This is a genomic window from Pseudoxanthomonas broegbernensis (genome assembly GCF_014202435.1).
Taxonomy (GTDB): domain Bacteria; phylum Pseudomonadota; class Gammaproteobacteria; order Xanthomonadales; family Xanthomonadaceae; genus Pseudoxanthomonas; species Pseudoxanthomonas broegbernensis.
The window spans coordinates 234,517-259,105 of record NZ_JACHGU010000004.1 but is presented as its reverse complement, the minus strand read 5'-3'; the positions used below and the strand labels follow the sequence as shown (position 1 = coordinate 259,105).

Below are 24,589 nucleotides of genomic sequence, written 5' to 3'. Positions count from 1 at the left end.
GCGCGGGGATCAGGAGGCCGCGGCCGAGGACTGCCGCTTGATCAGGGTGTGCTTCATCACCTGGTGGGTCGCCTCGCGGCGGCGCCCGCTGCGACGCGCGCGGATCTCCTCGAGCATCAGCGCCACCGCGTTCTTGCCCAGTGCCGTCACCGGCTGGCGGATGGTGGTCAGCTCCGGCCACAGCGTGGTGGCCACCGGGGTGTCGTCGAAGCCGACCACGGTCAACGCGTCGGGGATGCGCACGCCCGCGCCGTGGGCCACCGCCATCGCCGCGGCGGCCATGTCGTCGTTGCTGCAGAAGATCGCGGTCGGGCGCCGCTCCAGGTCCAGGAGCTGGCGCGCGGCGGTCAGGCCCGAGCGGTAGGTGAACATGCCCACCACCATGTATTCCTCGGGCATCCGCAGCCCGGATTCGGCCAGGGTGTCGAGGAAGGCCTGCCGGCGCAGTTGCGCGGAGGTATGGCTGGGATCGCCCTGGATGAAGCCGATGCGGGTGTGGCCCAGCTCCAGCAGGTACAGGGTCATCGCGCGCGAGCCCTGGTAGTCGTCGATGCGCACCGAGGAGACGCCGGCCACCGGCGCACCGGCCACCGCCACCACCGGGATGCCGCGCTCGTCCAGTTCGCGCAGGGTCTGCGGCGAATCGCACAGCGGCGGCGGCAGGATGATGCCGTCCACGCCCGCTTCCAGCAGGCGCTGGGTGGCCGCGCGCTGGCTGGCGATGCCGCCGCACTTCTCCACCAGCACCTGCGCACCGCTCAGGCTGCTCTGCTCGAGGATGCCGAGCATCAGCTCGTTGAGGTAGGCGGCCGACGGGTTGCTGTACAGCACGCCGATGCGCGCCGAGCCGGTGGTGCGCAGCGAGCGCCCGGCGAGGTTGGGCCGGTAGCGCAGCGTCTGCACCGAGGCCTGCACGCGCTCGCGCAGGTCCTGGCCCACGCGCGGGTTGCCGTTGATGACGCGCGAGGCGGTCATCGGCGAGACCCCGGCGTGCTTGGCCACGTCCAGGATCGTTACCGCGCCTGGCTTCTGGCTTTCGCGCTTGGGCATTCGCTCTTGAGGCACCGAGTCGGAATGGCGCGCCTGGAGGGATTCGAACCCCCGACCAATGGCTTCGGAAGCCACTACTCTATCCGGCTGAGCTACAGGCGCGTGGCCGGCTAGTGTAGCGGAAAACGTTTTCCGCAGAACGGCCTGCACCCCCGGTTCCGCCGGGCGAAGTCCCGCTCCCCGAAGGGCGCGGGCCGCATCGCCCGGGCGTCGCGCGCCTCAGGGCAGCAGCACCGCCCGCCCGCGGATCTTCCCCTCGCGCAGGCGCCGGTACACGTCCAGCGCCTGCTCCAGCGGAAAGGTTTCCACCTCGGTCCGGATGTGTCCGTCCTGGGCCAGGGAGATCACCTCCATCAGCTCGGTGCGCGAACCCCAGTAGGGCACGGTCACCTGGCAGCCGTAGGGCGGCCGGTTGGCCGCGTAGTGCACCACGCCGCCGCCCAGGCCGACCACGGTCAGCCGGCTGTTGCGGCCGACCACGCGCGCGCCCAGGTCCACGGTCGCCTGCGCGCCGACGAAGTCCAGCACCACGGTGGCGCCGCGCGGCCCGGCGATCTTGCCGATCGCCTCGGCCGCCGCGTCGCCGTCGCGGGTGTCCAGGGCGTGCGACGCGCCGAGCTGGCGGGCATGGTCGAGCTTGGCCGGGTCGTTGTCGGCGGCGATCAGGGTCGCCGGGGTGAGCGCCTTGAGCAGTTGCACCGCCATGTGGCCCAGCCCGCCGATGCCGATCACCACTACGGTCGCTTCCGGGGTGAGCAGCGGCAGCGCCTGCTTGATCGCGTGGTAGGGCGTGAGGGCGGCGTCGGACAGCGGCGCGGCCCGCACCGGGTCCAGCCCGCCCAGCGCCACCAGTTGCCGCGCCGAGGGCACCAGCATGTACTCGGCCATGCCGCCGTCCGCGCCCAGTCCGCCGCCCATGGTGCCCAGGCTTGCGTGGTTGTCGCAGTAGTTCTCCGCCGAGCTCTGGCAGGTGCGGCAGCGGCCGCAGCCCCAAGGCCCGTACACGGCGACCGGATCGCCTTCCTTCCAGCCCTCCACGCCCTGACCCAGGGCCTGGATCCAGCCGGCGTTCTCGTGGCCGAGCACGAATGGCCCCTTCAGCCCCAGGTCTTCGTCCAGGATGTGCAGGTCCGAATGGCATACCCCGGCGCCGGCGATCTTCAGCACCACCTGGCCGGGGCCGGGCGTGGGCCGGGGAATGTCCACGATCTCGGCCGGGCGGCCGGTCCGGATGAAACGCACGGCTTTCATGCCCGCCTCCGCAGCGTCGATGAGCCGCCAGCCTGCGCACGGGGCGGTTACATGCCGGTGAAGCCGGACGGTGCGCGCCGCGCGGGCGCCGGTGGCGGCCCGGGACGATAGACTTCCGCCATGGCATACGAACGCTACGAGACGCCGGCCCCGGCACCCGTGCCGCGCTGGCGCGAGCGCCTGGGCCAATACTGGAAGCTGCTCCGCGGCGACCGCCCCATCGGCGTGCTGCTGCTGCTGTGGCCCACCTGGTGGGCGCTGTGGCTGGCCGCCGGCGGGATGCCGCCGCCGTGGGTCCTGTTCGTGTTCACCGCCGGGGTGTGGCTGACCCGCTCGGCCGGCTGCGTGATCAACGACTACGCCGACCGCTGGCTGGACCCGAAGGTGGAGCGCACGAAGCGGCGGCCGCTGGCCACCGGCGCGGTGTCCGGGCGCGAGGCGCTGGCGGTGTTCGCGGCGCTGATGCTGGTGGCGTTCGCGCTGGTGCTGACCCTCAACGCGCTGACGGTGGGGCTGAGCCTGGTCGGCCTGTTCCTGGCCGCGAGCTATCCCTACCTGAAGCGCTACACCTACCTGCCGCAGGTCTACCTGGGCATGGCCTTCGGCTGGGGCATCCCGATGGCCTTCGCCGCGGTCCAGGGCGAGGTGCCGGCGCTGGGCTGGCTGCTGTACTGCGCCAACATCCTGTGGGCCACCGCCTACGACACCTGGTACGCGATGGTCGACCGCGAGGACGACATCCGCGCCGGGGCCAAGTCCACCGCGGTCCTGTTCGGCGACCTGGACCTGGTCGCGCAGGGCGTGCTGTACGCGCTGGCGCTGCTGGCGCTGGCGCTGGCCGGCAGGCAGGCGCAACTGGGCCCGGCCTACTGGGTCGGGCTGGCGCTGGCGGCGGCGCTGGTCGCCTGGGAGTTCCGGATGGCGCGGCATCGCGAGCGCGGCGCCTGCTTCCGTGCGTTCCTGCACAACAACTGGGTCGGCGCGGCGGTGTTCGCCGGCATCGCCGCGCATTACGCGCTGGCGGGCTGAAGGCGGGCGGCACCGGGAAGGAGCGCGGCGGTGCGCTGGCCTGCGCGGCGCCCAAGCGGAAGGCGGGCGCGACCGTGCGGATGCTTGAGCTTTGCGGCGCGGGTCGAGGGCCGCGGCGGGGGATGAATTGCAGCGGCCCATCGTCACGGCGTGCGAGCGCAGACCCAGGCATCGACCCGCGCCACCCCGGCCCGCCGCAAAGCCGCGGCGGCCGCATGCAGGGTCGCGCCGGTGGTCATCACGTCGTCGACCAGGGCCACGTGCGCCGGCAGTGGTTGCCGCGCGTCGGCCAGGAAGGCGCCGCGCAGGTTGCGCCGGCGCCGGCGGGCGTCCAGTTCCGACTGGGCCGCGGTCGCGCGTACCCGACGCAGGGCGCCGGCCCGCAGCGGCAGGTCCAGCGCCGCCGCCAGCGGGCGCGCCAGCTCCAGTGCCTGGTCGTAGCCGCGGCGGCGCAGGCGGCCGGGGTGCAGGGGCACGGGGACCAGCGCCAGCGGTCGCTCGCAGGCGACCAACGAGGCGGCCATCGATTGCGCCAGCAGCCGGCCGGCGGCCAGGTCGCCGTGGAACTTGTAGCGCGGCAGCAGCCGGTCCAGCGGTGCGGCGTAGACGAACGTGGCACGGGCAGCGTGCAGGGGGGGCGGCCGGCGCAGGCAGGCCCCGCAAGTGGCGGGCGCGGGCAGGGGCAGGGCGCAGCTTGGGCAGGCGGGGCCGGCGTACGGCAGGCGCCGGCGGCATTCGCCGCACAGGTCCAGGCCGGGGCCGCCGGACTCCCCGCACAGCAGGCAGCGCGGCGGCAGCAGGGCGGCGCCGATCCGCGCCAGCAGCGGACCGGTCCCCGCCCAGGGCGGGCGCAGGCTGTAAACCATCACGGGCGCACTCCGGTTGACAGGGCGAGGGGCGCTTTCCAGACTGCCCGCGTCCGGCCGCTGCGGCCGTCAGGAAATCCCGCTCCATGGCTTCGGAAATCCGCCACGACTGGCGCCGCGAGGAACTGCTGGCCCTGTTCGGCCTGCCGCTGCCGGAATTGCTGTTCCGCGCGGCCACGGTCCACCGCGAGCACTTCGATCCGAGCGAGGTCCAGGTCTCCACCCTGTTGTCGGTCAAGACCGGCGGCTGCCCGGAGGACTGCAGCTACTGTCCGCAGGCCCAGCGCTACCACACCGGGGTGGACGCGACCAAGCTGATGGAGGCCGACCAAGTGCTGGAGAAGGCGCGCCAGGCCAAGGCCGCCGGCGCCTCGCGCTTCTGCATGGGCGCGGCCTGGCGCAGCCCCAAGGACCGCGACATCCCCAAGGTGGCGCAGATGATCGCCGGGGTGAAGGCGCTGGGCCTGGAGACCTGCGCCACCCTGGGCATGCTCTCGCCCGGCCAGGCCGACGCGCTGCGGGACGCCGGCCTGGACTACTACAACCACAACCTGGACACGGCGCCGGAGTTCTACGGCGACATCGTCCACACTCGCCAGTACCAGGACCGCCTGGACACCCTGGAGCACGTGCGCCAGGCCGGGCTGAAGACCTGCTGCGGCGGCATCGTCGGCATGGGCGAGACCCGCGAGCAGCGCGCCGGCCTGCTGCAGGCGCTGGCCAACCTGCCCGCGCACCCGGACTCGGTGCCGATCAACCGCCTGGTGCAGGTGGCCGGCACGCCGCTGGCCGGCACCGCCGAGCTGGACCCGTTCGAGTTCGTGCGCGCGATTGCCGTCGCCCGGATCGCGATGCCGCGCTCGATGGTGCGGCTGTCGGCCGGGCGCGAGGCGATGAGCGACGAACTGCAGGCACTGTGCTTCATGGCCGGGGCCAATTCCATCTTCTACGGCGAGAAGCTGCTGACCACCGGCAACCCGGACACCGGCCGCGACCAGGCGCTGTTCGCCCGCCTGGGGCTGGTGCCGATGCCGGTCCGGGTGGATGCGGACGGGCACGACCATCCCGGCACGGTGCATGCCGACATCACCGCCCCGGCCCGCGGCTGCGCGGCATAATCCGGACGGCGGGTCGGCGGGTTGTCCGCCGGCCGGTCCCAGGGGGGAAACGCCGATGAGCCGTATCGATATCCACGAGCGCGTCCAGGCGCAGGGCCGCCTGCGCGTGGCCCAGGGACGCCAGCGCAGGCGCCGCACCGTCACCCGCCGCGACGGCGTGCGGGTGGAGGTCGACGGCCGCTGGCTGACCGGCTTCTGCAGCAATGACTACCTGGGCCTGGCCTCGCAGTTCGAGGTCGGCGCCGCGCTGCAGGACGCGGCCGCGCGCGAGGGCGCCGGCGCCGGCGCCTCGCATCTGGTCTGCGGCCACCACGCCCTGCATGAACAGTTGGAGCGGGAGATGGCCGACTGGCTGGGCGTGCCGCGCGCGCTGCTGTTCGGCAGCGGCTTCGCCGCCAACCTCGCCGTGCAGCAGGCGCTGCTGCTGGAAGAGGACGACGTCTGCGTCCAGGACCGGCTCAACCATGCCAGCCTGATCGACGCCACCCGCCTGGCCGGGTGCCGCCTGCGCCGCTACCCGCACCTGGATGCGGAGGGCGCGATGCGGCAGTTGCGCAACGCCACCGGCGGCGCGGCGATGCTGGCCACCGACGGCGTGTTCAGCATGGATGGCGACATCGCCCCGCTGCGCGCGCTGGCGCGGGTGGCGCGCGACGAGCAGGCCCTGCTCTACGTGGACGACGCGCACGGCATCGGCGTGGTCGGCCCGCAGGGGCGCGGCAGCATCGCCGAGGCCGGGCTGGGCGTGGACGAGGTGCCGCTGCACCTGGCCACGCTGGGCAAGGCGCTGGGCGGCTACGGCGCGGTGGTGGCCGGCGACGCCGGGCTGATCGAGCACCTGGCCGGCACCGCGCGGCCCTACCTGTACACCACCGCGCTGCCGCCGGCGCTGGCCGCCGCCTCGCTGGCCGCGTTGAAGCTGGCCCGGCGCGACGACTGGCGCCGCGAGCGGCTGCACGAGCTGATCGAGCTGTTCCGCGCCGGCGCCGGCCGCCTGGGCCTGGACCTGATGGCCTCGACCACTCCCATCCAGCCGCTGTTGTGCGGCGGGGAAGCGGCGGCCAGCGCGATGTCCGCCGCGGTGGAGGCGGCCGGCTTCATGGTCACCGCGATCCGCCCGCCCACCGTGCCCGAGGGCCGCTCGCGGCTGCGCGTGACCCTGTCGGCGCTGCACACGCCGCCGCAGGTGCAGGCGTTGCTGGCGGCCATCGCCCAGGCGCGCGATCGCGTGCCGGCCGCGGACCGGCACGATACGGACAGGTGAGCGCGGGACGTTGCGCGGCCAAACGCGCCAGCGGCGCGGCGGCCCGGCGGCGTGGCCTCGGCCCGCCCGCCGCCTGCGCGGACACGGGCCACCCGGCCGCGGCCATCCCGCCCGCCCGCGTGCCGGTGGCCATCGCATCGGCGACAATGGCGCCATGCACATCGAAACCCTGGGCAGCGGCCCGGACCTGGTCCTGATCCACGGCTGGGCCCTGCACGGCGGCGTGTTCGCGCCGCTGGCCCAGCGCCTGGCGCCGCGTTTCCGCCTGCATCTGGTCGACCTGCCCGGCCACGGCTTCAGCCGCGGCACCGGCCTCGCGCTGGACCCGGCCAGCGTGGTCAGCGCCATCGCCGCCCGGGTCCCGCCGGCGATCTGGCTGGGCTGGTCGCTGGGCGGGGTGTTTGCCCTGCGCGCGGCGGCGACCCTGCCGACCGTGCGCGGGCTGGCGATGGTGGCGGCCACGCCGCGCTTCGTGCGCGGGCCGGACTGGCCGCACGCGGTGGAGCCGGCCGTGTTCGAGCGCTTCGGCGAGGAACTGGGCCGCGATTTCGCCGGCACCCTGGACCGCTTCGTCGCCCTGGACACCTTGGGCTCCGAACACGGCCGCGCCGAGCTGAAGGCCCTGCGCGCGCTGCTGCACGAACGCGGCGAGCCCGACCCGGACGCGCTGCGGGCCGGCCTGGCGCTGCTGGACGGCAGCGACCAGCGCCGTGCCCTGCCCGGCCTGCGCGCCCCCAGCCTGTGGCTGGCCGGGCGCCGCGACCGGCTGGTGGACCCGAAGGGCATGGCCGCCGCCGCCGCGCGGGCGCCGCGCTCGCGCTTCGTCGAACTGGCCGGTGCCGGCCACGCCCCCTTCCTCGGCCACGTCAAGGCGGTGGCGGCCGAGCTGGCCGCCTTCGCCGACACGGCGGGGCCGTGAGCCGCACCCGCCCATCCTCCAGCGCCCCGATGGATCCCCTATTCGACCCCCGCCACATCCGCCGCGCCTTCTCGCGCGCGGCCGGCGGCTACGACGCCGCCGCCGCCCTGCAGGCGGAAGTGCGCACGCGCCTGCTGGAATCGCTGGCCTACCTCGACGACGCCGTGCCCTCGGTGGTCCTGGACGTGGGCAGCGGCACCGGCCATGCCGCGGCGGCGATGAAGAAGCGCTGGCCCAGGGCGCAGGTCCTGGCCCTGGACCTGGCCCTGCCGATGCTGCGCCAGGCCGGGAAGCAGTCGGGCTGGTGGAAGCCGTTCGCCCGCGTCTGCGCCGACGCGCGCGCGCTGCCGCTGGCCCAGGGCAGCGTCGACGTGATCTTCAGCAACCTGTGCCTGCAATGGGTGGAGGACCTGCCGGCGGTGTTCGCCGGCTTCCGCCGCGCGCTCAAGCCGGGCGGGTTGCTGCTGTGCTCCAGCTTCGGCCCGCAGACGCTGGCCGAACTGCGCGAGGCCTTCGCCGGCGCCGATGCGGCGGCGCACGTGAGCCCGTTCGCCAGCATCGCCGGGTTCGGCGACGCGCTGGTCGACGCCGGGTTCCGCGACCCGGTGCTGGACCGCGACCTGTTCACCCTGACCTATCCCGACCTGCCGGCGCTGATGCGCGAGCTGCGCGCAATCGGCGGTACCAACGCGCTGGCCACGCGCCGGCGCAGCCTCACCGGGCGGGCGCGGTTCGCGGCGGCGGCGGCGGCGTACGAGCCGCTGCGCGACGGCGCCGGACGCCTGCCCAGCAGTTGGGAGGTGATCTACGCGCAGGCCTGGGCGCCGGCGCCGGGCGCGCCCATCCGCGAGGGCGGGCACGAGATCGCCGCGGTGCCGCTGGCGGCGATCCCGATCCGGCGGCGCCAGCCCTGAGTCCCGCGCCCGGCGGCACCGCGCGTCCTTCAGGCGGCGCGCTGCACCAGGTCGCGGTGGAAGAAGTAGACCTCCTGCAGCAGGAACTTCCACTGGGTCTGGATGCTGCGGAACCGGGTGCTGGGCGTGGGCGAGCCGGCTGCGTCGATGCCCAGCCGGCGGCACAGGCGCAGCGCGCGGGCCATGTGCAGCGGATCGCTGACCACGATGGCGCGGCGCAGGCCGTGGCGCTGCATCAGCGCGCGCGCCTCCAGCAGGTTCTCGCGGGTGGTGCGCGAGGAGGTCTCGATCAGGATCGCCGAGTCCGGCACGCCGTGGCGCAGCGCATAGCGGCGCGCCACCTGCGATTCGGCGAAACGCGCGCCGCTGCCGTAGCCGCCGGTGAACAGCAGCACCGGCGCATGCCCGCGCCGGTACAGGTCCAGGCCGTGGCGGATGCGCTCCTCGAACACGGGCGATGGCCGGGCGTCGTAGGCGGCCGCGCCCAGCACGATGATCGCGTCGGCGGGTCCGGCCCGATCGTGCTGGCCGACCCAGACGATCCACGCGGCCACGCCCGCCAGCCACAGCGCCACCACCAGCACGAGGCGCAGGAGCCAGGCGATGCGCCCGCGCCTGCGCTTCATCCGCGCCACGGGCGTCCTCCCTGGCCGATCGCGCCCGGACGTGGGCCGGCGGCGCGTCCCGCCGGGTCCGGTCGCCGCGGTCCGCGGCCGCGTGGGCGGCGCGCACCGGTGTCGGCGTCGGGCGGATCGGTGTGCGGGGCCCCAAGCATGGTCCAAGGGTAGCGCATGCCCCGGACACCCCGGCAGGCGCGCAGGCTGTCCCCAGGCTGAGCGAGCCGGCGTCGCAACGGCGGGATTAAGCACCGATTCAATGCGCCATGCGAAGCTGGAGCCTCACCGGACGGGGGAATGCCCATGAAAATGCCCATAAAAGCGCGATCGCTGGCCGGCCTGGCGCTGGTATTGGCACTGGGCGGCTGCAGCACCTACGGCTACGTGGACCAGGGCGGCGGCTACTACACCGGGCAGACGGTGACCCGCTACTCCTCGGGCTCGGTCGTCTACCCCTACGGCTACAGCCCCGGCCTGTCGTACGGCCTGGGCTACTACACGCCCTACCTGTCGCCGTACGCCACACCCTACCGGGGCGGCTACTACTCCCGGCCGCCGGTCTACCGCCCCCCGCACGTGCAGCCGCCGCGTCCGGGCCACAACGGGCCGCCCACGCGACCGCATCCGGGCCACGGCGGGCCGCCGCCGCGCCCGCCCGCCGATGGCCACCGGCCCGATACGCCGCGCCAGGACGGCGCGCCATGGCGCAACCTGGAGCGCCTGCGCCGCGGCGAGGGCGCGCAGCCGCCAAGGCCGCAATACGGGCCGCGGGCACCGCAGGGGAACCGTAGCGGCGTGGAAGGTCCCAGAGCATCGCCGCCGCAGAGTCCGAGGCCGGCCGACGGGATGCGCGCGCCACGGCCGCCGGCCGCCGCCGCCGAAGGCGGCCGGATCGAGCGCGCCGCCCAGGTGCCGGTGCGGCCGATGAGGCCCAGCATCGAATCCGCGCCGCGGCGCGATTCCAGCGGGCCGGTGCGCGCACAGCGCCCGGCTTCGACGCGGACTGTGAGGCGCGACACGCCCCGGCGCTGAGTTCCCTCTTGCGTTGTGCCGCTTCTGGCCGCAAGCTAACGCGCGCATGACCATGTGCGTCACCTTCTGACCCGCATGGCACGTCCATGTCGATGTCCGGCAGGAAATCTGGATCCCCCCTGTTCCGGCCCTGTCGGACATCGACGCCCCTTCCAGCCCGGCTCGCGCCGGGCTGTGTCGTTGAAGGCTCCGGGGGCCGTTGCGGCCTCTTCGGCCAAGGGCGGGCGGGAACGAAAAAGGGGCCGGCAGTCCCCCGACTACCGGCCCCCGTGCTTCCCCGCCGCGCGCGTGGCTGGTCCCTGTTCCAAACCCAGCCGCGCCCCTGACGCATGCCGCTGCGGGTGCAGGGTAGTCGCAGCAGGAACCATGCCAAGTCCGCGCCGGGCCGCCGCCGCGACCGCAGTAGAATCGCGGCCTTGCGCCGCCATCGCCCGTGCGCGGCCAGCCGGCTTATTCCCCATGACCATGAACTCCTTCCACCGCTACGACGTGATCGTGATCGGCGGCGGCCACGCCGGCACCGAGGCCGCGCTGGCCGCGGCGCGCGCGGGTGCGCGCACCCTGCTGCTGACCCACAACATCGAGACCGTCGGCGCGATGAGCTGCAACCCGGCCATCGGCGGCATCGGCAAGGGCCACCTGGTCAAGGAGATCGACGCCCTGGGCGGCGCCATGGCCCATGCGGCCGACCTGGCCGGCATCCAGTGGCGCACCCTCAACGCTTCCAAGGGGCCGGCGGTGCGCGCCACCCGCTGCCAGGCCGACCGCGGGCTGTACCGCAGCGCCATCCGCCGCATCGTCGAGCACCAGCCGGGCCTGACCGTGTTCCAGGCCGCAGTGGACGACCTGCTGATCCAAAACGGCACGGGCGATGCCGGCGACGCCGTGCGCGGCGCGGTCACCCACACCGGCCTGCGCTTCGAGGCGCCGGCGGTGGTGCTGACCGCGGGTACCTTCCTGGCCGGCAAGATCCACGTCGGCCAGGCCCAGTACGCCGCCGGGCGCATGGGCGACCCGCCGTCCACCGCCCTGGCCGCGCGCCTGCGCGAGCGGCCCTTCGCCGTGGACCGGCTCAAGACCGGCACTCCGCCGCGGATCGACGGCCGCACCCTGGACTACTCGGTGATGGAGCCGCAGCCCGGCGACGACCCGCTGCCGGCGATGTCCTTCCTGGGCGATGCGCGCGAGCACCCGCGCCAGGTCCCGTGCTGGATCACCCACACCTCCGAGCGCACCCACGACATCATCCGCGGCGCGCTGGACCGTTCGCCGCTGTACAGCGGCCAGATCGAAGGCATCGGCCCGCGCTACTGCCCGTCCATCGAGGACAAGGTGGTGCGCTTCGCCGAGAAGCCCAGCCACCAGATCTTCGTCGAGCCCGAGGGCCTGGACGTCGCCGAGATCTATCCCAACGGCATCTCCACCTCGCTGCCGTTCGACGTGCAGCTCGAACTGGTGCACAGCATCCGCGGCTTCGAGCGCGCGCACGTCACCCGCCCCGGCTACGCCATCGAGTACGACTTCTTCGACCCGCGCGGGCTCAGGCCCACGCTGGAGACGCGGGCGGTGTCGGGCCTGTTCTTCGCCGGCCAGATCAACGGCACCACCGGCTACGAGGAGGCCGCCGCGCAGGGCCTGCTGGCCGGGATCAACGCCGCGCGCCAAGCGCGCGGGCAGGACGGCTGGGCGCCGCGCCGCGACCAGGCCTACCTCGGGGTGCTGGTCGACGACCTGATCACCCACGGCGCCCCCGAGCCCTACCGCATGTTCACCAGCCGCGCCGAGTACCGGCTGCAGTTGCGCGAGGACAACGCCGACCTGCGCCTGACCGAGATCGGCCGCGGGCTGGGCGTGGTGGACGATGCGCGCTGGGCGCGCTTTTCCGCCAAGCGCGAGGCGATCGAACGGGAAACCGAGCGCCTGCGCGCGCTGTGGGCGGCGCCGGGCAATGCGCTGGGCCGCGCGGTGGAGGCGACCCTGGGCGTGGCCGTGAGCCGCCAGGCCACCGCCCTGGACCTGATCAAGCGCCCGGAACTGGGCTACGCCGCGCTGATGCGGGTGCCGGGCCTGGGGCCGGGCACCGGCGATGCGCAGGTGGCCGAGCAGGTGGAGATCGGGGTCAAGTACGCCGGCTACCTGGACCGCCAGCACGAACAGATCGCGCGCCAGCGGCGCCACGAGGAAACCGCGGTCCCGGAAGGCTTCGACTACGCCGCCGTGCGCGGCCTGTCGGCCGAGGTGCGGCAGAAGCTGGAACGGGTGCGCCCGCTCACCCTCGGCCAGGCCCAGCGCATCCCCGGCATGACCCCGGCGGCGATCTCGCTGCTGCTGGTGCACCTGGAGCGGGTGCGGCGCGGCCGGGTGGCGTGAAGGAACGGACGGCACGTCGCAGTCCTCGCAGGCCCATGGCGAGCGCGCACTGGCAGCCGGCGTGGCTCGCTTGCCTAGGGGGTGCGCAACGCCTTGTTCCAGGGCATCCGCGCCAGCAGCCGGGCCATGCCGCAGAAGCCGGACAGGCCGGCGAACAGCAGGCCGGCACCGAGGAAGCCGGGCAGCAGCAGGAACCAGGGCGAGGCCGTCGCCGCCAGCGCGGTGCCGAGCAGTAGCAGGCCGCCGACGGCGACCTGCACCTGGCGGTTGAGTTCCGGCGGTGCGCGGCGATCGCGCGCCACCGGCAGGCCGGCGCGCTTCCAGGCATCCAGCCCGCCTTCCACGATATAGGCTTCGCAGCCGGCGGCCGCTGCCTGGAGGGCGGCGGCGTTGGCCCGGGTCCGCATTCCCGAGCGGCAGTGGAACAGCAGCGTGCGGCTTGCGCCCTGGCGCAGTTGCGGCGCGTCGGCCAGGCGGGAGACGGGGACGCAACAGGCAGCGGGGATGCGCTCGCGTGCGTGCTCGTCGGCCTCGCGGATGTCGACCAGCAGCGCGCCCTGGTCGAGCAGGGCGAGGGCGGCACGGGGAGGGATCGTTTTCATCGGCATGCCTGGGGGGAATCCGGGGGTTCGGGGACAGAGCGGTTCAGGGGCAGAACACGGACTTGAGCGCCGCCACCAGGGTCCGTACCCGAGGGTCGGCGATGCGGTAGTGCATCGTCTGCGCCTCGCGGCGGCAGGCGACCAGGCCGTCGTCGCGCATGCGCGCCAGGTGCTGGGACAGCGCCGACTGGCTGAGGTCCACCTGTTCCAGCAGCGCGCCGACGGTCATCTCGCCGTGGCCGATCAGCAGGCACAGCACCAGCAGGCGCTGCTCGTGGCCGAGGGTGCGCAGCATCGCCGCCGCCTCGGCGGCGCCCTGCTGCATGAACTTGCGGTCGGTGCGGGTGACGGGCGGGCTCATACGGCTAGTATATTAGAAGTTTCTAATTTAGAGTAACCTTAATTAACGGTTGCCGGCCCTTCCGCCCGCCGTCCAAGACAGATGACAGGAGCCAACGATGAGTACCCCGTCCTACCAGGAGCTGACCCGCGGCATCTCCCGCAACCTGACCGCGCTGCGCAGCCACAATGCCGATGTCATGCACGGCTTCGGCGCCTTGAGCAAGGCGGCGATGGCGCCCGGCGCGCTGGACGAGAAGACCAAGGAACTGATCGCCATGGCCATCGGCGTGGCCAACCGCTGCGACGGCTGCCTGGGCTTCCATGCCAAGGCGCTGGTGAAGCTGGGCGCGACCCCGGAGGAGTTCCGCGAGATGCTGGGCGTGGCCGTCTACATGGGCGGCGGGCCTTCGTTGATGTACGCGGCCAACGCGCAGGCCGCCTACGACGAGTTCGCCCGCGCGGCGGCGGCCTGAGGCGCTGGCCGGGCGATTTCCCGTAGCTGCTTGCCCGGCCGTCGTCCCCGCCTGCGCGGGGAGGCGGTGATGCGATGGCGAGCGGGAAGCCTGCCCCCGATCTACGCCCTCAGGACCGGCGCAGGCCCTTGAGCGCATCGGCCATGGCGCTGTTGAACGGCGCGGCCTGCTGCTGCGGGCGCGATGCGCCGCCGCGGGCGTTGCCGCCACCCCGTGCGTCGCGCGGCGGCCCACCGGGGCGGCTGCCGTCGCGGCGGCCCGGATCGCGTTCGCCTCCGCGCGGGTTCGCCTGCCCCGGCTCGTCGTCCAGGCGCCGGGTCAGGGCGATGCGCTTGCGCGCCACGTCCACCTCCAGCACCTTGACCTTGACGATGTCGCCGGCCTTGACCACTTCGCGCGGGTCCTTCACGTAGCGGTCGGACAGGGCGGAGATGTGGACCAGGCCGTCCTGGTGCACGCCGATGTCGACGAAGGCGCCGAACGCGGCCACGTTGCTGACCACGCCTTCCAGGATCATGCCCGGGCGCAGGTCCTTGATGTCCTCCACGCCGTCGGCGAAGCGGGCCGCCTTGAACTCCGGGCGCGGGTCGCGGCCGGGCTTCTCCAGCTCCTTGAGGATGTCGCGCACGGTCGGCAGGCCGAACTTCTCGTCGGTGAACTGCTCGGCCTTGAGCGCGCGCAGGAACGCGCCGTCGCCGATGATCTGCTTCACCCCGCGGCCGCTGCCGGCGAGGATGCGCTCGACCACCGGATAGGCTTCCGGGTGCACGGAGGAAGCGTCCAGCGGCTGCTCGCCTTCGGCGATGCGCAGGAAGCCGGCGCACTGCTCGAAGGTCTTCTCGCCCAGCCGCGGCACCTTGAGCAGCGCCTTGCGCGAGGGGAAGGCGCCGTTCTGGTCGCGGAAGGCGACGATGTTCTCGGCCACCGTGGACGACAGGCCGGAGACGCGCGCCAGCAACGCGCTGGATGCGGTGTTCACGTCCACGCCGACCGCGTTCACGCAGTCCTCGACCCGGGCGTCCAGCGCGCGCGCCAAGCGGTACTGGTCCACGTCGTGCTGGTACTGGCCCACGCCAATCGCCTTGGGCTCGATCTTGACCAGCTCGGCCAGCGGGTCCTGCAGGCGCCGGGCGATGGACACCGCGCCGCGCAGCGACACGTCCAGGTTCGGGAATTCCTTGGCCGCCAGCTCCGAGGCCGAGTACACCGAGGCGCCGGCCTCGCTGACCACGATCTTCTGCATCGCCGGCTCGGGTACCAACTTGAGCAGGTCGCCGGCCAGCTTGTCGGTCTCGCGCGAGGCGGTGCCGTTGCCGATGGCGATGAGCCGCACGCCGTGGGCGAGGCACAGCTTCTTCAACGACGCCAGCGAGGCGTCCCACTGCCGGCGCGGTTCGTGCGGGTAGATGGTGTCGGTGGCCACCAGCTTGCCGGTGGCGTCGACCACCGCGACCTTCACCCCGGTGCGCAGGCCCGGGTCCAGGCCGAGCACCGCCTTCGGCCCGGCCGGCGCGGCCAGCAGCAGGTCCTTGAGGTTGTCGCCGAACACGGCGATGGCCTCGGCCTCGGCCTTCTCGCGGGCCTGGTTGAACAGGTCCAGCAGCAGGTGCAGGTGGATCTTGGCGCGCCAGGCCAGGCGGCAGGCATTGCGCAGCCAGGCGTCGGCGGCGCGGCCACGGTCGGCGATGCCGGCCTGCAGGGCGATGCGGCCCTCGGCATAGGCGTTGCCGGCCTCCGCGTCGCTGCCCGGCTCCAGTTCCAGTTGCAGGAATTCCTCGCGGCGGCCGCGGAACAGGGCCAGCAGGCGGTGCGAGGGGATCTTCGCCAGCGGCTCGGCGTGGTCGAAGTAGTCGCGGTACTTCTCGCCGGCGGCCTCCTTGCCCTCGACCACCTTCGCGCGGATCACGCCCTCGCGCTCCAGCCAGCCGCGCAGCTCGCCCAGCAGGGCGGCGTCCTCGCCCCAGCGCTCGATCAGGATCGCGCGCGCGCCTTCCAGTGCGGCCTTGGCGTCGGCCACGCCCTTGCCGGCGTCGACGAACGACGCGGCGAACTCCTCGGGCACCTGCGACGGATCGGCGAGCAGGCCGTCGGCCAGCGGCTCCAGCCCGGCCTCGCGTGCGATCTGGGCGCGGGTGCGGCGCTTGGGCTTGTACGGCAGGTACAGGTCCTCCAGCCGCGACTTGCTGTCGGCGGCCTCGATCTGCGCGCGCAGATCGTCGCTCAGCTTGCCCTGCTCGTCGATGCTGGCCAGGATCGTGGCGCGGCGCTCCTCCATCTCGCGCAGGTAGCCCAGGCGCGTTTCCAGGTTGCGCAACTGGGTGTCGTCCAGGCCGCCGGTGACCTCCTTGCGGTAGCGGGCGATGAACGGCACGGTCGCGCCCTCGTCGAGCAGGCCGACGGCGGCGTGCACCTGCGCGGTCTGCGCGCCGATCTCCTCGGCGATGGTCTGGGCGATCTTGCGCGCGAGCGCGGCGGACATCTCGGTCATGGAGTGCGGGTTCTGCGGCGGAAAAGCGAAGGGCCGATTGTGGCAACCGCATCGTGGCGATGTAACCCGTTGACAATGCGCCGCCCGTCGCGCAGCGATGCGGCCGGCGGCGCCGGAATCCGCCGCCGTGTCCCGGTCAGCGGCCGGATGCCCGCGCCGCCGGCGTAACAGCGGGCGCGTGCGGCGGGCGGTTCATCGCTCCAGGCCCATTTCCCGCAGCAGGTGCGGCGCCGGGTACACCTTCTCCATCAGCCAGCGCATGTAGCGCATGTCCACGTGGATGGCGCGCTTGTAGCGCGGGTCGAACCACCAGCTCGCGCTCACCGCCTCCCAGTTGCTGTCGAAGTTCAGCCCGATCAGCTCGCCGCGGGCATTGAGCACCGGCGAGCCGGAGTTGCCGCCGGTGGTGTCCAGGTTGGTGAGGAAGTTCACCGTCTGGGTGCCCAGCGCCGGGTCGGCGGTGTGGCCGAAGTCGCCCGCGGCGATGGCGTCCAGCAGCGGCCGCGGGGCGTCGAAGGGCGCCTGGCCGGTGTGCTTCTCGACGATGCCGGCCACCGTGGTGACGGGAGCGTAGGCCACCGCGTCGCGCGGCTGCAGGGCTTCCACGCGGCCATAGCTCACCCGCAGGGTGCCGTTGGCGTCGGGATAGGCCGCGCCGCCCTGGCGCGGGCGCCAGGCGGTGAGCGCGCGCATGTAGGCCGGGCGCAGGCGCAGCAGCTCGCCGTCGCGGGCCTTGCGTTCGTCTTCCAGGCGCAATTGCGCCGGCAGCAGTTGCGCGGCCAGGTGCAGCAGCGGGTCGGCTTCCAGCGCGCGGCCCTGGCGCGCGGCGGCCAGGCGCGACAGCCGCGCGGGTGCCTCGCCCAGGGCAGTGGCGGCGTACAGCGCGTCCAGCCGGGCCGCCAGTTCGGCCGGCGCGCGGCCGAAGGCGGCATCGAACTCCGGCAGCCGCTGCGCATCGGGCAGGCGCTGGTAGCGGCCCAGCAGCTCGCCCAGCAGGGCCTTCTCCACCGCCGGGTCGTAGCGGCGCTGGACCTGTTCGAGCATGCCCTCGATCAGGGCCAGGTCGCGTTCCTGGTAGCCGCCTTCGCGCTGCGCGTCGGGCTTGGCCGACTCGATCCGCAGCCGTTCCAGTTGCAGGGCCGCGCGCAGCAACTGGGTCTGGCTGGCGACCAGGGCCAGCAGCAGGTCGCGCTCGCCGCTGGCCGAGGCCCGGGCCAGCACCTGCGCCAATGCGGCGATGTCGCGCGCATCGCGGCCACCGGTGGCCGCGAGCATGGCGCGCTCGTCTTCCCCGCGCAGGCGCACCGCGTCGCTGCGGCGCAGGCCCTGGAGTTCGCCGACCGCGCGCTTGCGGTTGTTCTTCAGCGATTGCAGTTGCGCGGCGTAGCGCGTGCGCGCCTCGGGCGCGTCGCGTCCGGCGCGCTCGATGGTGGCGGCCAGGGCGTCGAACACCTCCACGCGCGCCGGCAGGGTCGCGCCCACCTGCTGGGCGAACTCGGCCGCGGTGCGGTTGCGATAGGTGATGCCGGGATAGCCGGCGAGCATGGCGAAGTCGCCGGCCTTCGGGCCTTGCGCGGACACCTGCAGGTGCGAGGACGGATGGTAGGGCACGTTGTCGGGCGAATACGCCGCCGGCTTGCCGTCGCGGCCGACGTAGGCCCGCAGCAAGGTGAAGTCGCCGGTGTGGCGCGGCCACATGAAGTTGTCGGTTTCGTCGCCGTAGTTGCCGATGGCACGCGGCGGCGCGTAGGCCAGGCGCAGGTCGCGCAGCTCGAGCTGGCGGACCAGGTAGAAGGCGCTGCCGTAGTCCGTGTTGGCCACGCTGCAGCGCATCTGGCCGTCCTGTTCGCAGGTGGCGACCAGGCGCTTGGCGGCCGCGTCCACCGCGTCGTGGTAGGCACGGCCGTGCTTGCCGCGAGCGGCGCGCAGCACCGTGCCGGTGACCTCGTCGAAGCCCACGGTCACCCGCACCCGGAAATCGGGATTGGCCGGCAGTTCGGCGGCGCGGTCGGCGGCGACGTAGCCGGCCTCGATGAGGTCGCGTTGCGGCGTGCTGTTGTACTGGATCGTGCCGTAGGCCACGTGGTGGTTGGTCAGTACCAGGCCGTCGGCGGAGACGAAGGCGCCGGTGCCGCCGCCGGCGCGCACCACCGCGTTCATCGGCGCGGCGGTGAGGTCGGCCAGCGCGGCCGGGTCGCCGGCGTAGCCGGCCTGGCGCAACTGCGCGGCGACCTGCGGCAGTTGCGAAGGCATCCACATGCCTTCGTCGGCGTGCGCGGCAGTGGCCAGGGCACAGAGGCAGGCCAGGGACAGGCGGATGGGCCGGCCGATGCGCGTGTTCGGGGTCATGTCGGGTATCCGTGCGGGTGCAGCCCCGGACCGTAGCCGGCGGCGTTGCCCGGAACAACCGTCGCCGGTCATGGATGCGACGGCCGTGGTGTTTCGCGCCGATGCGAGCCCGCGTGCCGCCCTTGCAGGAGCCGGCTTCAGCCGGCGGCCGCGCACTGCGGCCAGGCATGCCCACGCCGCCATCGCGGTCGCCGCCGCGTCCTGCCGCTATCGCTCCCTTCGCCAGTTCACCGAGCCGCGCGTCTCCACCGTGCTCGACTCGATCTCCAGGTCGAAGCCCTTGCGCAGCAGGTACTTCAGGATCAGCACCTGGCCGCTGCCGACCATCGACACGCCGTAGCCGATGTAGAGCTTGGGCGAGAGGTACTTGCCCACGCCCACCACCGAGCCGCCCAGGGCGCGCGACTGGGTCACGCCGGCGTCGTCGAAGCCGAGCTTGGCGCCCAGGCGCGCGGCCAGCAGGCTGGTGCCGGCCGACATCGCCGCCGAGGCGGCGGTGACCTGATTGGCCTGGGCGCGGGTGGCGCCTTCCAGGCTGCGGCCGAGGATGAGGTAGGACAGCGCCTCGGACTGCGGCATCGACGGGTTGGACCACACCTCCACGCGCGGCTGCAGGGCGTTGCCGGTGACGTCGATGCCGGCGGTGACGTCGCCGATGCGGCGCTCGGCGCGCAGGTTCACGCGCGGGTCGGTCACCAGGTTGTTGCTCCAGGTCATCTGCCCGCGCGAGATCTGCAACTGCTGGCCGTAAGCCTCGTACTTGCCGGCCACGTCCAGCGCGCCGGTGGCGGTCATCTCGCGGCCGGGCCGGGCGCGTACCTGCAGGCGCCCCTGCAGGCTGCCGTCCAGGCCGTAGCCGCTCAGCTCGACCTGGTCGCCCAGCACCAGGGCCAGGTCCATCTCCAGCGGCGCGCTGGGGGCTTCCTCCGGGTCGACCGGGTCGGCGACGACCACGTCCTCGGACACCGAGGCGCCCTGGTCGAGGCGTTCGAGGTTGATGGTGGCGCTGGGCACGGCGACTTCGCCATCGAGGACCATGGTCTTGCCGCGGAGGCTGAACCGCAGGTCGGGCGCGGCGACCGCGCGCAGCATCGCGGTGTCGGAGACCAGCACGTCGCGGCCGTGGATGCGCAGTTGCAGCGGCGTGGCCTGGCCGTACCAGGACAGGCCGCCGTCGACATGGAGGGTGCCTTCGCCCGACTTCACCGAGGCGGCGATCCGCGCCGAACCGTCCGGTTGCGCGTCCAGGCTGCCCTTGCCCTCGCTCAGGGCCAGGCCCAGCACCGGCAGCTCGCCCTGGAAGTCCTCCAGCAGCAGTTGCCCGCCCAGCGCCGGCTGGCCGCGGGTGCCGCGCAGGCTGACGTGGCCGCGGACCACGCCGCGCGGACGCACCAGGTCCGGCGACAGCAGCTCCAGCCAGAACAGTTGCGACATGTAGGTGTAGATCTCGCCGGTCAGCGGCGAGTGGCCGTCCCAGCCAGTGTCGAAGGTGGCGTCGATGTAGCCGTCGCCCTTGAAGCCGCTGCCGAGGCGGCCGTGGATCCGGGTGGGGTCGAAGGCCAGGTCGAAGCTGAACTGGTCGTAGCGGAAGATCTCGCGGCGGGTGCGGTCGCCCAGGCGCAGGCCGCCGTCGGGCGAGGCCAGGTGCACCTCGCCGGTCCAGCGGTTGGCCTGCGGGCGCAGGTGCGCGTCCAGGGTGAGGTCGCCGCGCAGCACCAGGGCGCGGCCTTCGTTGCGCGGCAGCCAGGGATGCAGCAGGGTCAGCGGCAGGCGCTGGCTGGTGACCGACAGGCCCTGGCGCGGCCAGTCGGCCTGCGCGCACAGCGAGGCGTCGCCATCGCCGCTTTCGGCGACCGCCAGGCAGGCCGGCTGCAGCACGGTGCGGGCGCCGGCGATGGAGAACTCGGCCGGCGCCTGCAGCGACCAGGGCTGGCCGCGCACCGGCGCGATCCGCAGCCGCTCCAGCGTGCCCTGCCAGCCGCCGCCGCGGCGGCGCGCGTGGCCGGCCAGGGACAGGCGGGCGGCTTGCGCGCTCTCGGCTTCCGCCTCCAGTTGCAGGTCCTCGACCGCGCCGCGCGCACGCACGGCCAGGCGCTGCACCGGCAGGCCGGCCTGCAGGTCGGTGGCGGTCAGGGCCAGGTCGCCGCCGCGGCCGCGCCAGGGCAGGTGGCCTTGCAGGTCCAGGGCCTGGGCGGCCCAGTCGTCCCAGCGCAGGCCACGGACCTGCAGCGCCGCGTGCAGGTCCGGTGCGTGGCGCGAGCCGGTCAGGCGCAGCTCGCCCTGTACGTTGCCGGCGGCATCGGGCAGCAGGTCGTCCAGGCGCAGGGGCTGCGCGTGCGCCTGCACGTCGATGCGCTCGCCGGCGATGCGGCCCTGGGCACGCAGGCGGCTCTCGCCCAGCGCCAGCGCCAGGGCGCCTTCGCCTTCCTCGCCGCGCAGGGCGAAGCGGCCGCTGCCGTCCAGCGCGCGTCCGCGCAGGCGCCCGCCCAGGTCTTCCAGCTCCACCTGCGCATCGAAACCGGCGTCGTCGCGCGCCTGGCCGCGGCTGGCGAGCCGGCCGTTCACCCGGCCGTCCCAGCCGGGGACGAAGTAGCCCGGGTCGAAGCCGTCCAGCGCCAGCGTCAGGTCCCAGTCCAGCCGCGGGTCCCAGCCGGCCTCGCCGCTGGCCTGCAGGGTGCCGGTGGGCATGCTGGCGCGCAGCGCATGGATGCGGGCGCGGGCCGCGTCGCCGCGCACGTCCAGTTCCACTGCGGCCTGTTCGCCGCCGCGCTGCAGCGTGGCCTCGCCGTAGGCGGCCCAGCGCTGGAGCGTGCCGGCCAGGCCCAGCGTCGCCTCCACGCCGATGGCCGGCGCCGCCGGGTCCTGGCCCTGCAGCCGGATGCCCTGGGTGTCGAGCGCGAAGCGGAAGCGCGCGTCCTGCGGATCGGTGAAGTCGGCAGTGCCGCGCAGCCGCACGCGGCCCTCGTACAGTTCGAGCACCAGCGGGAGGACCTCCAGCACCTGGTTTTCCAGGCGAAGCTGCGAGGGCGCAACGACGATGTCCTGGCCGCCGTGGCGCACCCCGCCTTGCAGTTGCGCTGCGCCGCCCTCGCCCTGGGCCTGCAGGTGGAAGGCCAGCGGTTCGGGCATGGGCTCGCCGCCGAGCAGCAGCGCCGGGTCCAGGCCGTCGCTGCGCGCCTGCAGGCGCCAGCGCGGGGCGTCCTGGTCGCCGCCCAGGCTGAGCGTGGCCCGCAGCGGTTCCGGTGCCCGCCCGCCGATTCCCACTTCCATCCCCGACAGGTCGCCGCGCGCGATCAACCCCAGCCGCGCGGGGCTGCGCCCGCGCGGCGCGGGGAACACCGCGGTCACCTGCAGGTCGGCGCGGTAGTCGCGGGCCGGCTGGTAGTCGCCATGCACCGAGAACAGGCCCAGGTCGCTGTCCACCTGCAGGCGTTCGGCATGCAGCGAGCCGTTGGCGACGTCGATGCCGCCGCGCAGGCTGCGGATGTCGATGAGCGGTTCGCCACCGGAGCTCACCTTCAGGCCGTCGACCGCGATGCGGTCGGCCTGGATCGCGATCGGCATCTCGATCGCCGGCAGCGACTGCGGCCAGCGCGGCAGCTCGAACGGCTCGTCGCTGCGGGCCAGGCCCAGCTCGGCGCCTTCCAGCTCGAACGCGTCCAGGCGCAGGCGCCGGCCCAGCAGCGGGCGGATGTCCGGGTCCAGGTAGGCGCGGCGCGCGGTGAAGCGGTAGTCCTGGTAGCGGAAATCCAGGCCGTGCAGGGTCAGCGGCCCGGCCAGCGGGCCCTCGGCCCGGTCCCAGCTCAGCGAGGCGCCGGCCGGCAGGCGCGAGACGATCTGCGCCAGCAGCACGTCGCGCCCGGCCACGGTCTGCAGCAGCCAGTACAGCAGCCCCAGCGCGGCGATGGCCGCGGCCAGCGCGGCCAGGCCCGACCAGGCCCAGAACCGCCGCCGCCGGTAGAAGCGCGGCCGTGGCGCGCCGGGCGCGGGCGCGCTCACAGGTTGGCTCCCAGGCTCAGGTACACCTGGAACTGCGAGTCCGGGCGGTCCAGGCCATGGGCGATGTCCACCCGCACCGGGCCCACCGGCGAGCGCCAGCGCAGGCCCACGCCCACGCCCACGCGCGCATCGAAGCCGTCGTCGAAGGCGTCGCCGGCATCCACGAACACCGCCCCGCCCCAGGGCCCGCCGCGCAGGTAGTGCTCGTACTCCACCGAGCCGGTGACCACGTTCTTGGCGCCCAGGGCGTAGTTGTCCGGCGGCGGCGTGCGCGGGCCGACCTCGCGCCAGGCGTAGCCGCGGATGCTGCGGTCGCCGCCGGCGAAGAAGCGCAGGCTCGGCGGCATGTCCACCAGCGCGTCGGTCCAGGTGGTGCCGGCCTCGCCGCGCACGATCAGGCGGCCGTCCGCGCCCATGCCCTTGAACCAGGTGGCGCTGGCCCAGGCCTGGACGAAGCTGGCGTCCGAGCCGGCGCCTTCCACGCCGCCGCGCAGGGACACGCTGGCGCTGATCCCGCGCCGCGGGAACAGGCGGTCGTCCACGTCCACGTAGTTGGCGGTCAGCTCCGGGTACAGCAAGGTGGCGTACGCGTACAGACGCTGGCCGGTGTCCAGGTCCATGTCGTAGCTCCAGCGCTCGCGCAGCGCGTTGAGCGAGGCCACCGCGGTCCAGTGATCGTCGATCTCGCCGCTGCGGCTGGCGGTGAGCCTGAGGTTGCGCAGGTCGATGTAGTCGGTCTGCTCGTCGTAGGCGCCCAGGGAGAAGCCGTACCAGCCGTCCAGCCAGGCGAAGGCCGGCACCCGGTACTGGGTGAGCAGGCTCTTGCGCCGCTGCGCCCAGTCCAGGTCCCAGTTGAGCTTGTGCCCGCGGGCGTTGACGTAGCGCCGCTCCACGCCCAGGCGCACGCCGGTGCCGCTCTCGGTGCCGTAGCTCAGGCCGGCGGTGTAGACGTTGCGCCTGGCCAGCACCAGGTTGACGTCCACCGGCACCTGGTAGTCGTCGCCGGCGTCCTCCGGGTGCGCCTGGATGTCGATCGCGCCGAAGTAGTCCAGCCGCACCAGCGACTCGCGCAGGCGGTCCAGCTTGCCCTGGTGGAAGTAGCTGCCTTCCTCCCAGGTCACCAGCTTCTCCAGCAGGCCGGGGCGGAAGTAGTCCTGGTGGAATGCCGTCGGCCCCATGTCGTAGCGGGCGCCGCTGTCCCAGACCAGCTCGATGTCGGCGGCCTGCTCGGCACGGGTCACCCGCACCCGCCGCTGCATGAAGTCCGCGTCGAAATAGCCGCGCTCGGCCAGGCGCCGGGTGATGCCGTCCTTGCTGGCCTCGTAGACGGCGTGGTCGAACGCCTCGCCGCTGCGCGGGCGGAAGTCGTCCACGTCGCTGCGCATGTAGCGGTCCTGGCTGGCCGGGCCGATGATGGCCACGTGCGCGTCGCGCACGGTCACCGGCTCGCCCTTGTCGATGTGCAGGGTGACCACGATGTCGCCGTCGGCATCGCGCGGAGCCTCCACCTCGATCGTCGGCGAGTAGTAGCCGAACGGCTCCAGCGCCTGCCGTGCTTCCTTCTCCGTGCGTAACAGCAGGTATTCCAGCCGCGACTCGCCCTGCGGCTGGCCCAGCGAGTCGTTCAGGCTCAGGGCCAGGCGCACGTTCTGCAAGATCGCCTCGTCGGCATCGGCCTCCAGCCCGCGGATGTGCACCCGCTCGATGGTGCCGCGCGCCAGCGCCGGCCCCGCGAACGCGCCCGCCAGCACGAGAGCCAGAACGCAGTTGCGGACGAAGAGGCCTGACGACATCGGCGCAGGATACCGGGAACGGCCCGGTGCAAGCTGAAGAACGCCTTCGCCTGCGTGCTAGCATCAAGGCCGTGTGAAGGCTTGCCGGGGACGCGGTGACCGATTGTGCTGTT

Annotated in this window: 18 protein-coding genes and 1 tRNA gene; 8 read left to right on the top strand and 11 right to left on the bottom strand. The window is 73.6% G+C overall.

Translation table 11 applies throughout. The features are described from left to right. Positions 1-9: 9 nt before the first annotated feature. The 3 genes from HNR76_RS10270 to HNR76_RS10260 all read right to left on the bottom strand — a co-directional run bounded on the left by HNR76_RS10270 (position 10) and on the right by HNR76_RS10260 (position 2,301). On the bottom strand, positions 10-1,050 hold the full coding sequence (locus HNR76_RS10270) for a LacI family DNA-binding transcriptional regulator (RefSeq protein ID WP_162310523.1): 1,041 nt from the start codon (positions 1,048-1,050) through the stop codon (positions 10-12). A gap of 25 nt (positions 1,051-1,075) precedes the next feature. Further along, positions 1,076-1,152: transfer RNA gene (locus tag HNR76_RS10265), tRNA-Arg, on the bottom strand. Positions 1,153-1,269: 117 nt separating this feature from the next. Further along, positions 1,270-2,301 carry an NAD(P)-dependent alcohol dehydrogenase gene (locus HNR76_RS10260; protein ID WP_162310524.1) on the bottom strand — a complete coding sequence of 344 codons (1,032 nt, stop codon included), beginning with the start codon at positions 2,299-2,301 and terminating at the stop codon, positions 1,270-1,272. A gap of 120 nt (positions 2,302-2,421) precedes the next feature. Here HNR76_RS10260 and ubiA point away from each other — a divergent pair, with 120 nt between their 5' ends. Beyond that, positions 2,422-3,330, top strand: a complete 909-nt coding sequence (gene ubiA, locus HNR76_RS10255) for a 4-hydroxybenzoate octaprenyltransferase (RefSeq protein WP_162310525.1) — start codon at positions 2,422-2,424, stop codon at positions 3,328-3,330. Positions 3,331-3,473: 143 nt separating this feature from the next. On the opposite strand, the gene HNR76_RS10250 is transcribed toward ubiA, so the two are convergent. After that, positions 3,474-4,196 carry a ComF family protein gene (locus tag HNR76_RS10250; RefSeq protein ID WP_162310670.1) on the bottom strand — a complete coding sequence of 241 codons (723 nt, stop codon included), beginning with the start codon at positions 4,194-4,196 and terminating at the stop codon, positions 3,474-3,476. A gap of 86 nt (positions 4,197-4,282) precedes the next feature. Here HNR76_RS10250 and bioB point away from each other — a divergent pair, with 86 nt between their 5' ends. From bioB to bioC, 4 genes are all read left to right on the top strand, one after another. Next, on the top strand, positions 4,283-5,314 hold the full coding sequence (gene bioB / locus HNR76_RS10245) for a biotin synthase BioB (protein WP_162310526.1): 1,032 nt from the start codon (positions 4,283-4,285) through the stop codon (positions 5,312-5,314). 55 nt (positions 5,315-5,369) lie between these two features. Continuing rightward, positions 5,370-6,578: an 8-amino-7-oxononanoate synthase gene (bioF, locus tag HNR76_RS10240; protein ID WP_162310527.1), complete on the top strand. Its 1,209-nt coding sequence runs from the start codon at positions 5,370-5,372 to the stop codon at positions 6,576-6,578. A 154-nt stretch (positions 6,579-6,732) separates the two neighbouring features. Continuing rightward, positions 6,733-7,497 (top strand): pimeloyl-ACP methyl ester esterase BioH, encoded by a 765-nt coding sequence (gene bioH / locus HNR76_RS10235; protein ID WP_162310528.1) that lies wholly within the window; start codon positions 6,733-6,735, stop codon positions 7,495-7,497. 29 nt (positions 7,498-7,526) lie between these two features. Next, positions 7,527-8,411, top strand: a complete 885-nt coding sequence (gene bioC / locus HNR76_RS10230; protein WP_162310529.1) for a malonyl-ACP O-methyltransferase BioC — start codon at positions 7,527-7,529, stop codon at positions 8,409-8,411. Positions 8,412-8,440: 29 nt separating this feature from the next. On the opposite strand, the gene HNR76_RS10225 is transcribed toward bioC, so the two are convergent. After that, a complete protein-coding gene (locus HNR76_RS10225) occupies positions 8,441-9,037 on the bottom strand; it encodes a YdcF family protein (protein ID WP_162310530.1) in 597 nt (198 codons plus the stop codon). Between the two features lie 294 nt (positions 9,038-9,331). Between HNR76_RS10225 and HNR76_RS10220 the strand changes: the two genes are divergently transcribed. Continuing rightward, entirely contained in the window at positions 9,332-10,060 is a 729-nt protein-coding gene (locus HNR76_RS10220; RefSeq protein WP_162310531.1) for a hypothetical protein, read from the top strand. A gap of 465 nt (positions 10,061-10,525) precedes the next feature. Further along, positions 10,526-12,430, top strand: a complete 1,905-nt coding sequence (gene mnmG, locus HNR76_RS10215; protein ID WP_162310671.1) for a tRNA uridine-5-carboxymethylaminomethyl(34) synthesis enzyme MnmG — start codon at positions 10,526-10,528, stop codon at positions 12,428-12,430. Between the two features lie 74 nt (positions 12,431-12,504). Here mnmG and HNR76_RS10210 read toward each other — a convergent pair whose 3' ends face one another. Continuing rightward, a complete protein-coding gene (locus HNR76_RS10210; RefSeq protein ID WP_343059302.1) occupies positions 12,505-13,032 on the bottom strand; it encodes a rhodanese-like domain-containing protein in 528 nt (175 codons plus the stop codon). Positions 13,033-13,075: 43 nt separating this feature from the next. Continuing rightward, positions 13,076-13,393, bottom strand: coding sequence for an ArsR/SmtB family transcription factor (locus tag HNR76_RS10205; RefSeq protein WP_162310533.1), 318 nt, complete (start codon positions 13,391-13,393; stop codon positions 13,076-13,078). Between the two features lie 97 nt (positions 13,394-13,490). Between HNR76_RS10205 and HNR76_RS10200 the strand changes: the two genes are divergently transcribed. Continuing rightward, positions 13,491-13,847 (top strand): carboxymuconolactone decarboxylase family protein, encoded by a 357-nt coding sequence (locus HNR76_RS10200; RefSeq protein ID WP_162310534.1) that lies wholly within the window; start codon positions 13,491-13,493, stop codon positions 13,845-13,847. A 109-nt stretch (positions 13,848-13,956) separates the two neighbouring features. On the opposite strand, the gene HNR76_RS10195 is transcribed toward HNR76_RS10200, so the two are convergent. The 4 genes from HNR76_RS10195 to HNR76_RS10180 all read right to left on the bottom strand — a co-directional run bounded on the left by HNR76_RS10195 (position 13,957) and on the right by HNR76_RS10180 (position 24,476). Continuing rightward, complete coding sequence (locus HNR76_RS10195; protein ID WP_162310535.1) at positions 13,957-16,335, bottom strand: Tex family protein; 2,379 nt, start codon at positions 16,333-16,335, stop codon at positions 13,957-13,959. Positions 16,336-16,527: 192 nt separating this feature from the next. Continuing rightward, positions 16,528-18,684: a S46 family peptidase gene (locus HNR76_RS10190; RefSeq protein ID WP_246429095.1), complete on the bottom strand. Its 2,157-nt coding sequence runs from the start codon at positions 18,682-18,684 to the stop codon at positions 16,528-16,530. Between the two features lie 207 nt (positions 18,685-18,891). Then, a complete protein-coding gene (locus tag HNR76_RS10185) occupies positions 18,892-22,683 on the bottom strand; it encodes a translocation/assembly module TamB domain-containing protein (RefSeq protein WP_162310536.1) in 3,792 nt (1,263 codons plus the stop codon). Next, complete coding sequence (locus HNR76_RS10180) at positions 22,680-24,476, bottom strand: autotransporter assembly complex protein TamA (RefSeq protein ID WP_162310537.1); 1,797 nt, start codon at positions 24,474-24,476, stop codon at positions 22,680-22,682. The genes HNR76_RS10185 and HNR76_RS10180 overlap by 4 nt, the downstream gene beginning before the upstream one ends. Between the last annotated feature and the right edge of the window lie 113 nt (positions 24,477-24,589).

Bases quoted from the DNA above. Each gene is read 5' to 3' on its own strand.
- HNR76_RS10270 (WP_162310523.1), bottom strand. From the start codon at position 1,050: ATGCCCAAGCGCGAAAGCCAGAAGCCAGGCGCGGTAACGATCCTGGAC.
- HNR76_RS10260 (WP_162310524.1), bottom strand. From the start codon at position 2,301: ATGAAAGCCGTGCGTTTCATCCGGACCGGCCGCCCGGCCGAGATCGTG.
- ubiA (WP_162310525.1), top strand. From the start codon at position 2,422: ATGGCATACGAACGCTACGAGACGCCGGCCCCGGCACCCGTGCCGCGC.
- HNR76_RS10250 (WP_162310670.1), bottom strand. From the start codon at position 4,196: ATGGTTTACAGCCTGCGCCCGCCCTGGGCGGGGACCGGTCCGCTGCTG.
- bioB (WP_162310526.1), top strand. From the start codon at position 4,283: ATGGCTTCGGAAATCCGCCACGACTGGCGCCGCGAGGAACTGCTGGCC.
- bioF (WP_162310527.1), top strand. From the start codon at position 5,370: ATGAGCCGTATCGATATCCACGAGCGCGTCCAGGCGCAGGGCCGCCTG.
- bioH (WP_162310528.1), top strand. From the start codon at position 6,733: ATGCACATCGAAACCCTGGGCAGCGGCCCGGACCTGGTCCTGATCCAC.
- bioC (WP_162310529.1), top strand. From the start codon at position 7,527: ATGGATCCCCTATTCGACCCCCGCCACATCCGCCGCGCCTTCTCGCGC.
- HNR76_RS10225 (WP_162310530.1), bottom strand. From the start codon at position 9,037: ATGAAGCGCAGGCGCGGGCGCATCGCCTGGCTCCTGCGCCTCGTGCTG.
- HNR76_RS10220 (WP_162310531.1), top strand. From the start codon at position 9,332: ATGAAAATGCCCATAAAAGCGCGATCGCTGGCCGGCCTGGCGCTGGTA.
- mnmG (WP_162310671.1), top strand. From the start codon at position 10,526: ATGAACTCCTTCCACCGCTACGACGTGATCGTGATCGGCGGCGGCCAC.
- HNR76_RS10210 (WP_343059302.1), bottom strand. From the start codon at position 13,032: ATGAAAACGATCCCTCCCCGTGCCGCCCTCGCCCTGCTCGACCAGGGC.
- HNR76_RS10205 (WP_162310533.1), bottom strand. From the start codon at position 13,393: ATGAGCCCGCCCGTCACCCGCACCGACCGCAAGTTCATGCAGCAGGGC.
- HNR76_RS10200 (WP_162310534.1), top strand. From the start codon at position 13,491: ATGAGTACCCCGTCCTACCAGGAGCTGACCCGCGGCATCTCCCGCAAC.
- HNR76_RS10195 (WP_162310535.1), bottom strand. From the start codon at position 16,335: ATGACCGAGATGTCCGCCGCGCTCGCGCGCAAGATCGCCCAGACCATC.
- HNR76_RS10190 (WP_246429095.1), bottom strand. From the start codon at position 18,684: ATGACCCCGAACACGCGCATCGGCCGGCCCATCCGCCTGTCCCTGGCC.
- HNR76_RS10180 (WP_162310537.1), bottom strand. From the start codon at position 24,476: ATGTCGTCAGGCCTCTTCGTCCGCAACTGCGTTCTGGCTCTCGTGCTG.